The 9,042-nt window shown below is 60.6% G+C and carries 6 protein-coding genes and 1 pseudogene; 4 read left to right on the forward strand and 3 right to left on the reverse strand.

Going from position 1 to position 9,042, the window contains the following annotated elements; genetic code table 11:
- The first annotated feature begins 224 nt into the window (after positions 1-224).
- Genes WBR57_RS17300 through WBR57_RS17310 form a run of 3 tightly spaced genes read left to right on the forward strand, consistent with a single transcriptional unit; the run spans position 225 to position 3,790 of the window.
- On the forward strand, positions 225-884 hold the full coding sequence (locus WBR57_RS17300; protein ID WP_424084967.1) for a paraquat-inducible protein A: 660 nt from the start codon (positions 225-227) through the stop codon (positions 882-884).
- Positions 871-1,494, forward strand: a complete 624-nt coding sequence (locus WBR57_RS17305; protein WP_424084969.1) for a paraquat-inducible protein A — start codon at positions 871-873, stop codon at positions 1,492-1,494. The genes WBR57_RS17300 and WBR57_RS17305 overlap by 14 nt, the downstream gene beginning before the upstream one ends.
- Positions 1,487-3,790, forward strand: a complete 2,304-nt coding sequence (locus tag WBR57_RS17310) for an MlaD family protein (protein ID WP_424084971.1) — start codon at positions 1,487-1,489, stop codon at positions 3,788-3,790. The genes WBR57_RS17305 and WBR57_RS17310 overlap by 8 nt, the downstream gene beginning before the upstream one ends.
- A gap of 110 nt (positions 3,791-3,900) precedes the next feature.
- On the opposite strand, the gene mksF is transcribed toward WBR57_RS17310, so the two are convergent.
- Genes mksF through mksB form a run of 3 tightly spaced genes read right to left on the reverse strand, consistent with a single transcriptional unit; the run spans position 3,901 to position 8,712 of the window.
- Complete coding sequence (mksF, locus tag WBR57_RS17315) at positions 3,901-6,741, reverse strand: Mks condensin complex protein MksF (RefSeq protein ID WP_424084973.1); 2,841 nt, start codon at positions 6,739-6,741, stop codon at positions 3,901-3,903.
- Positions 6,738-7,445 (reverse strand): Mks condensin complex protein MksE, encoded by a 708-nt coding sequence (mksE, locus tag WBR57_RS17320; RefSeq protein WP_122539385.1) that lies wholly within the window; start codon positions 7,443-7,445, stop codon positions 6,738-6,740. Before mksE ends, mksF begins: the two co-directional genes overlap by 4 nt.
- The gene (gene mksB, locus WBR57_RS17325; RefSeq protein WP_424084975.1) at positions 7,435-8,712 is read right to left on the reverse strand and encodes an Mks condensin complex protein MksB; all 1,278 of its coding nucleotides are present in this window, start codon (positions 8,710-8,712) and stop codon (positions 7,435-7,437) included. Before mksB ends, mksE begins: the two co-directional genes overlap by 11 nt.
- Before the next feature lie 187 nt (positions 8,713-8,899).
- Between mksB and WBR57_RS17330 the strand changes: the two are divergent.
- Positions 8,900-9,042, forward strand: a pseudogene (locus WBR57_RS17330) (energy transducer TonB); the annotation flags it as partial.

Consider the following 9,042-nt stretch of genomic DNA (forward strand, 5'->3'; position numbering starts at 1 on the left):
AGTGAAACGATGCATCGCCGATGGTAGTGTGGGGTTTCCCCATGTGAGAGTAGGTCATCGTCAAGATTAAATTCCAGAACCCCTGTTTGCTAACGCAAGCAGGGGTTTTGTTTTGGGCGGTTGGAAACCGGGGCGATCAGAATCTGCGGACAAATTTGCACAGTTATTTCTGAACCAGACCACTAGAATAGGCCCTAACCTTTTTTAGAGTCAGAGCCCTATCTATGCCCGATCCGGTTGATGCCCTTGAGGTGTCGGATTTACCACTGGACGACCTGGTGGCATGCCATGAGTGCGATTTGCTGATGCGTAAGCCAGCCCTCGCCCTTGGCGAAAAAGCCCAATGCCCGCGTTGCGGTTACGAGCTCTACGCTCACCGCCACAATGTCGTTGAGCGCAGTCTCGCCTTGGTGATCGCCGCGCTGTTGCTGTACATCCCTGCGAACTTTTTGCCCATCATGAAGCTCAATTTACTCGGGCAGTCCTCGGAGGACACCGTGTGGAGCGGCGTGGTCGGTCTGTTTGATACGGGTATGCAAGGCGTCGCCGCCGTTGTGTTCCTGTGCAGTATGGGGGTTCCCCTGCTTAAACTGCTTTGCCAACTGGCCGTTTTGCTCAGTATTCGCTGGAAGATTGGCCGCAGCTACGGGCTGCTGCTGTACCGCATCTACCACCATATGAAAGATTGGGGGATGTTGGAGGTGTATCTAATGGGGGTCCTGGTGGCGATCGTAAAGCTCGCCGACATGGCCTCTATCACGATCGGCCTTGGGCTGGTGTGCTTTATCAGTCTATTAATGGTTCAGGTACTGCTTGAGGTGGTGATGTCGCCCCACCAGATCTGGCAAGCACTGTCAGGAGAGGATGATCATGCGGGCGATTGATGCAGGCATTCTGATTTGTACCGAATGCCACGAGCTGAACAAGCAAGAGCCGGATACCGACGAGCAACTCTGCACCCGTTGCGGAGCGCTGATTCATGAGCGCCGCCCTAACAGCCTTGCCCGTACCTGGGCATTGCTGATTACAGCCGCCATTCTGTATATCCCTGCCAATTTGTTGCCCATCATGACCATCAACTCTCTTGGCCAGGGTGATCCCAGTACCATCATGGCCGGCGTGGTCCAACTGGTGCAGCACGGCATGTTCCCCATTGCAGCGGTCGTATTCATCGCCAGTATTCTGGTGCCGACCTTCAAATTGGTGGGCATCGGTCTGCTACTGTTCTCGGTGCAGCGTCATCAGCCGCTGTCCGCGCAACAACGCATTGTGATGTACCGGTTTATCGAATTCATTGGCCGCTGGTCCATGCTGGATATCTTCGTGATCGCGATTCTGGTGGCGGTTGTAAACTTTGGGCGACTTGCCAGTGTCGAGGCAAACCTCGGTGCTGCGGCGTTCGCCAGTGTGGTGATCTTGACGATGCTTGCCGCAGTAACCTTCGATCCCCGACTGATTTGGGATAACACGGAGTCGGACGACGACCATGAGTGATTTGCCTAAAGCTAAAACCCGACCGGCCTCCAACTGGTCGGCCATCTGGGTGCTGCCCCTGATTGCCCTGATTATTGGTGGCTGGTTGGGGTGGCGCGCTTACTCCCAGCAAGGCATCGAAATCCAGGTACGCTTTGAAAGCGGCGAAGGGATTCAGGTCAACAAGACCGAGGTGGTCTACAAAGGTATGCCCGTCGGTAAGGTCAAGACCCTGGCCCTGGATGACGAAGGCAACAATCGTGGCGTGATCGCTACCATCGAGATGGACAAGGACGTCGAGCAATACCTCAAGACCAATACCCGCTTCTGGCTGGTCAAACCCAGCGTCAGCCTGGCCGGTATCACTGGCCTGGAAACCCTGGTGTCAGGTAATTACATCGCTGCCAGCCCAGGTGACGGTGAGCCCACGCGCAAATTCAAGGCGCTCTCTGAAGAGCCGCCGTTGTCAGACGCCAAGCCTGGCCTGCACCTGACTATCAAAGCTGATCGCCTCGGCTCGCTCAACCGCGGCAGCCCGGTGTTCTACAAACAGATTCAGGTCGGCCAGGTCAAAAGCTACCTGCTTTCCGAAGACCAGAGCACGGTCGAGATCAAAGTCTACATCGAGCCGACCTACGCCAACCTGGTGCGCAAACACACACGTTTCTGGAACGCCAGCGGCATCAGCATCGACGCCAACCTCTCCGGGGTGAAAGTGCGCAGTGAATCGCTCTCCAGCATCGTGGCCGGGGGCATTGCCTTTGCTACCCCAGAGAATCGCAAGGACAGCCCGCCGACCGATCCGAGCCTGCCGTTCCGTTTGTATGAAGACTTCGACGCCGCCGCTGCCGGCATCAGGGTCAAGGTCAAGCTCACCGACTTCGAGGGCCTGCAGGCCGGGCGCACCCCGGTCATGTACAAAGGCATCCAGGTCGGCAGCCTGAAAACCCTGAAGATCGACCCGGATCTGTCCAGCGCCAACGCCGAGCTGACCCTCGACCCACTGGCTGAAGATTACCTGGTGCAGGACACCCAATTCTGGGTGGTCAAACCCTCCATTTCGCTGGCCGGCATCACCGGTCTGGAAGCTCTGGTAAAAGGTAACTACATCGCCATCCGCCCCGGCGACAAAGGCAGCGCGCCACAACGGGAATTTGTCGCGCGTGCCAAAGCGCCGCCGCTGGACCTGCGCTCCCCGGGCCTGCACATGGTGCTGTTCACCGACAACCTCGGTTCCCTGGATGTCGGTAGCCCGATCCTCTACAAGCAGGTCAAGGTCGGTTCGGTGCAGAGCTACCAGTTCTCACGCAAGAACAAGCAACTGGTGATCGGCGTTCATATCGAGAAGGAATACGAAAACCTGGTCAATGGCTCGACGCGTTTCTGGAACGCCAGTGGTGTTACCTTGACCGGCGGTCTCACCGGCGGCATTCAGGTGAAAAGTGAGTCCCTGGCGAGCTTGATGGCCGGCGGCATCGCCTTCGAAACACCGGAACCGAATGTGCCGCTGAAAAAACGCATCCCGCGCTTTCGTCTCTTCGCTGACCGCGAGGCTGCCAACCAACACGGCACGCTGGTCACCATCAAGGTCGACCGCGCCGACGGCATGCGACCTGGCACCCCGGTGCGGTTCAAGGGGCTGGATGTGGGCAAGATCGAGAGCGTCGACCTCAGTGCCGACATGCAATCGGTGCTGCTCAGCGCACGCATCACCCAAGTGGCGGACCGCATTGCGCGCGTCGGTAGCCAGTTCTGGGTGGTCAAGCCTGAGCTGGGTTTGATGAAAACCTCCAACCTGGAAACCCTGGTCACCGGCCAATACATAGAGGTGCAGCCGGCGGCAAAGAATGCCGGGCCGCAAAAGAACTTCGTTGCCTTGGACCAGCCACCTGAAGCCGTCCATCAGGAGGCGGGCCTGAGCCTTGTACTCAGCGCCGCACGCCGTGGCTCGCTGAAGGAGGGGGTGCCGGTCACTTACCGTGAAGTCACCGTGGGTAAAGTCACCGGTTACGAGTTGGGCCAGACCGCCGACCGCGTGCTGATCCACATCTTGATCGAACCCAAGTACGCGCCGCTGGTGCGTGGCGGCAGCCGCTTTTGGAACACCAGCGGTTTCGGCCTCGATTTCGGTCTGTTCAAGGGCGCGACGGTACGCACCGAATCCCTGGAAACCCTGGTCGCCGGCGGTATTGCCTTCGCCACCCCGGACGGCGAGCGCATGGGCAATGCTGCCCGGCCTCAGCAGACCTTCCCGCTGTTCGACAAGTTCGAAGAAGAGTGGCTGACCTGGGCGCCAAAAATACCGCTCGGCAAATAGATCGCTGCGCTTGCTCGCGAAGAGGCCCTCAAGAACACAGCACTATTCAACACGATAAAAAAAGGCCGCGATCCATAAGGTCGCGGCCTTTTGCATTTCAGTGCAGCCGATCAGACTTCATCCAGTTCCGGCTCGTCCGCCTGCACATTCACCGTGGCCTTCACTGCATCGTGGCGACGAATGTACTTCCAGTCCGCCTCATCAATGTAGATCCCGTTCGGCCCGCTGCCGCCTTCCAGGTCGATCGCGACCTGAGCGGACACCTGCGGCTTCACACTGGCCAGGATCGGCACGAAGCCCAGTTGCAAACTGGTTTCCAGCAGCGCGGCCTGGTTCTTCTCGTCGATGTCCGCCGCCTCGTCGAGGTAGTACGGCAAGCGCACACGCCCGGCCTGGTCGCGGTCCATCAAGTGCAGCAACAAGTACATGTTGGTCAGCGCCTTGATGGTCATGGTGGTGCCGTTGGAGGCCGCGCCATCGATGTCGGTATGAATCACCGGTTGGCCGTGCACCTTGGTGATCTCGAACGCCAGCTCGAACAGGTCCTTGAGGCCCAACTGGTTATGGTTGGCAGCCACTAGGCGAGCCAGGTATTCCTTGGCTTCCTCGTTCTTGTTGTCCTGCTCGGCGCTCTGGCTGAGGTCGAACACCGAGAGGGTTTCGCCTTCTTCATACTGACCGGCACTGTGGATGATCTGGTCGATATGCTTGAGCGCTTCCTTGTTCGGCGCGAGCACGATACGGAAGCTTTGCAGGTTCGACACCTGACGCTTGTTGATCTCGCGGTTGAACAGCGCCAACTGGTGTTCCAGGCTGTCGTAGTCGCTGCGGATATTGCGCAGGGTGCGCGCGATATCGGTTACCGCCGCGCGCCGCGCCTTGCCCAGGGTCAGGGCTTCGTCAGTGCGGTGCGCATACGCGTTGATCAGCAGTTGCAGGCGACGCTCCACGTCATCCTCACTGTCGAACTTGGCCACGCCCTTGAGGCGCACCTGCGCGTACAGCGCTTCGATCTGCCCGTCGGCGCGGAGCAGGCCTTGCCAGCTGTCCTGATAGTCATTGAGCAGCGGCAGCAGGTTGTCCATGGAATCGTCGACCGGGTCCATGAACGGCGTGCCGAACGGCAAGTCTGCCGGCAACAACTGGCGGCGGCGCAGGGCGTCATCCAGCGTGCGTTGCTTGGCTTCCATGTCGCCGATCTGGCGGCCGACCAGTTGCAGCTTGGCCGACAGTTGCTGGACGCGCTCAGTGAAGGCATCGCTGGAGCGTTTCAACTCGTCCTGGGCGGCTTCCATCTGCGCCAGGTTTTCCAGTTTCTCGCCTTCTTCGGCGCTCAGGGTTTGCGCGCGGCGGAAGTCTTCCAGGGCCTTCTGCGCATCCAGCACTTGCTGGTACAGCGCTTCGGTCTGGGTCTTGCTCGCGGCGCGGTCGGAGGCCACGGCTTGCTGGGTTTTCAGTTGCTTGAGTTCTTTTTCCAGGCGCTCTTTCTGGTCACGCAATGCCGCGCGATCAGCCAGCGCCTGCAGGGCCGGCGGTTCGATGTGTGAGATGTCGATGGACAGCCCTGGCACTTCAAAGCGCTCGCCCTTGAAACCATCGAGGATCTGCTCCAGGGATTTGACCCACTGGCCGTCCTCATCCAGCGTGATGCCATGCTCGCCCAGCGGCAAGCTGAACAACGAGCTGTTGAATAGGCGCATCAGCCGCTCGACATCCTGCTGAGAGAATTCTTCGCGCAGCTTGGCGTAGCTGTTGTTGTCCGCGTGATCAAGCTGCTGCTTGACCGACTTCAGGCGTTTTTCCAGGTCGCGCAAGCGCTCGTCCAGGTCCTCGGCGCTGAACTGTCGAGACTGCGCCAGCGCGCCGGCCAATTCATCGTGGGCATCCTTGGCCGCCAACAGTTGCTGCTCCAGCACCTTGACGTCATCCACCAACGCAAAGCGATGCTTGAGCACCGACAGCTCGCCCAGCCAACGCTGGATGCCGCTGATTTCGCGCTCCAGGCGCATCAGCTCCTGGGTGCCGCCGCGCTGGTCGTTTTGCAGCGCGTCCTGTTCATTGCGGTAGTGCTCGGCCTGGATGGTCAGCTCTTCCTTGCGCGCACTGGCGTAGTCCGACCAAGTGCCGAGCAGCGAGTCCAGCAGTGGCGACAGGCGATGCAACTTGCCGCGCAACGTGTCGCGTTGCCGAACGCCATTCGCCAGTGCCTCAACCAACGGGCCGGCGGCGACCAGGGAGTTGTAGTCCTGCTCCATGCGTCGCACATCGCGGAAGGCTTCTTCGCACGCAGCGATGTAATCCACGCTGCCCGAACGCAGGCTGTGTTCGAACGCATCGAGGAACAATTGCTTGAGCTTGGCCGCAGTGATTTCGCGCATGTGCAGCAGGTTGATAAACAGCGCGCGGAAGGTCTTCAGGCTCTGCTCGCTGGTAGAGCGCAGCGGGATCAGGGTCAGGTCCAGCGGGATCGACGTGTGGCCGCCCACTAGCAAACGGCGCAGTTCGTCCGGCTTGAGCTCGTAGGCTTTCAGGCCCTCGCGCTCAAGGTTGGTGAACAGCTCTTTCTGACGCAGGCAGGTGTCGTTCTTCTGGTAATGCGCCAGGTCCAGCTTGCCGGCGTAGGCAAAAAACTGGTGACCGAAACCGCCGCCCGGGCCGCGCCCGACCACGCCAATCACGTGTGGGCCATGGGGCAGCGAGACTTCCACGAGGATGTAGCTGGTGTCCGTGGCAAAGTAGAAACGTCGCGATTGCTCGAGGGTGTACTTGCCGAAACTCATGTCCGACATGCGCGCCAGGATCGGGAACTGCAAGGCGTTGATCGAAGCGGATTTACCCAGGTTGTTCGCGCCGTACACCGACAGCGGCTCTTCCAGCGGGAACAAGCCCAGGCTGTAACCGGCGGTGTTCAACAGCGCGAAGCGGCGGATGCCGTAGCGTTCCTTACTCATGCGTCGGTCTCCTGTTCTTCGGCAATCGCACGGGCCAGTGCGTCTTCTTCGCTCTCGTCAGAGAAGTCACTGAGGTCCAGCGGGTCATCGGTCTTCAGCAGTTTTTCGTCGCTGTCTTCGTCGATGATCACCGGCGCCGGCAGTGGCAACACGCTGTGTACGCTGGCCGCGAGGTCGCGGTCCTGCTGCACCGACAGGCACACGTCGAGGAAGCGGTGCATCGGCGGCAGGAAACGGTAAATGCCGTTGTCTTCGCTGGCGAAACCGAGCTGGGTCATACGGCGCATGATTTTTTCTTCGAGCTCTTCCTGGGTCTGCACTTCGGCCTGGATAAACAGGTCGCGGTACTTTTCCAGCAGGGAAGGCAGCTCATCGCGGCCCAGGCTGCCACCGTCGAGCACGGCAATCGGGTCGCGGCCCTGGTCGGCCAAATGCTCGACGAGGATGAAGGTGAACAGCGCCAGGCGCTGGGCGGTCTTGTTCACCTGCGCGCTGGCGATGGCGGAGTCCGGCACAAAGTAGTAAAAGCCACGCGTATCGCACACCAGCTCGAAGCCCAGGGCCTTGAACAGTGTGCGGTACTGGTCCTGGAAGTTCGACAGTTGCGCGTACAGCTCCGGGTCGCGGCGGCTGACGTGGTAACCCTTGAACAGCTCGCGAAAGATCGGCGCCAGTTGGGACAGTTCGGATAGATCAAGATGCATTAGGGATGCTCGCAGAGTGCTCGGCCGCGTCGGAACTGGCCGGGAGCAGGGCGAATGAGCGCAGGCTGACCTGGTGCTCGTGTGTGTGGTAGTCGCGGCGTTCCAGGCGCTCGCGCTTGAAGCGTTTTTCACGCGAGAGCCGCGAGAACCAGTACAGCAATTCGTCGGTGGCGCCGTCCGGTTCCTGCTCCAGCAGCCAGGTCATCAGGTCCGGCATCGGCAGTGCGTCTTCGCAGCGCTCGAGCATTTCCTTGACCGTGCGCGGTGCACGCTGGGCGTCGCCCTTGTGAGTTTTGTGGGCCTTGGGGAACCGCGCCGGTTTCGGCTCGAAATTCGCCAGGGCATACACATACGCCTCGACCTGGCTCGCGCTGCCAAGAAAGGTGCTTTGCGGCCGCGTGAACATCGGCATCGCCGCCTGCGGCACGGCGTCCAAGCCTTTGCGGCGGATTGCCGACAGCGCCAGCGCCGCGCCGCGGGTCACGGCGTTGTGCCGGCGCGCTTCTTCACGCAACGGCAGCAGCAGCTCGCGGGCGTGGCGCAAGGTCAGCTGCGCGCTGGTCTGCATTTCGAGGATACGCGCGTGGGTGCGCAGCAGCATGTCGTCGTCCACCAGGTGGCCGAGGCGCTGTTGCTCGGTGAGCATGCGCAGCAGCACGTTTTCGACTTTGCGCACGCCCTGTTCGAAGGCGCCGTCGGCGTTGACCAGCTGGATCATCGGCTCGACGTATTCGTCCCAGGTCGCCAAGACCTCGGCATAACGCTGGCGCAACGGAATCTGTCGGTCGCTGGTCTTGGCGCGGTCGGCCACGGCAGCGAGGGCCTGTTCGTCGTTGGCGAGTTTTTTCAGCACGTCGCGTACGCGCATATCCAGCAGACGCAGTTGGCGGGCCAGGTCATGACCATCACGGATGTCGAAGGCGTCCTGGATATAACCGGCCAAGCGCTCGAGGTGGCGCAGGTAGGCTTCGATTTCCAGGCACAGGCCAAGCCGGTGCTCCTTGCGCAGATAGGCGAGGAAGTCATGGATCTGCGCGTTGAGCTCGAAACGGTTCGGGCTCTTGGCGACAGGCACCAGGATATCCAGGCGAATCCACACGTCCAGCAGGCTGGTGATGTCCTGGGGCGTGCTGTCCAGTTGTTGGGCGGCCAGTTGCGCGCGCAACTCGCCAAGGCTCAGGGTGCCTTGGTCGAAGTGTTCGCACAGTGGCTCAAGTAAGGCCCAGTGTTCGGCGAGGGCGCGCAGGACGCGCTTGGGTTCGATCATGGGAATGGCCGGCTGGTTGGCGGTTAAAAGTCGCGATTGTACTGCATCAGGCGCGGGATTTATCCACAGCCGGTCAGTGCACAGTGGGCGATTGTTGCCGAACAGCGGTAGAATCCCCGCTCTTTACTTATCCACAAGTGGCCGAGCTGTGCTTATCGAGTCCCGACGTCGCGCTTACTTGACCGCCATGCAGGTGGTCAACTGGCTGCCCCGCACCGAACTGCCGTTTGCCGCGCCGTCGCGGCCCGAGCTGCTGCAGGCGCTTGAGCCCTACGAGGCGCTGGAGGCGTCGGGTGAGGAGGCTGCTGCGCCGGTCGCGGTGCTCAAGCC

This window comes from Pseudomonas sp., from assembly GCF_049590575.1.
Classification (GTDB): Bacteria; Pseudomonadota; Gammaproteobacteria; order Pseudomonadales; family Pseudomonadaceae; genus Aquipseudomonas.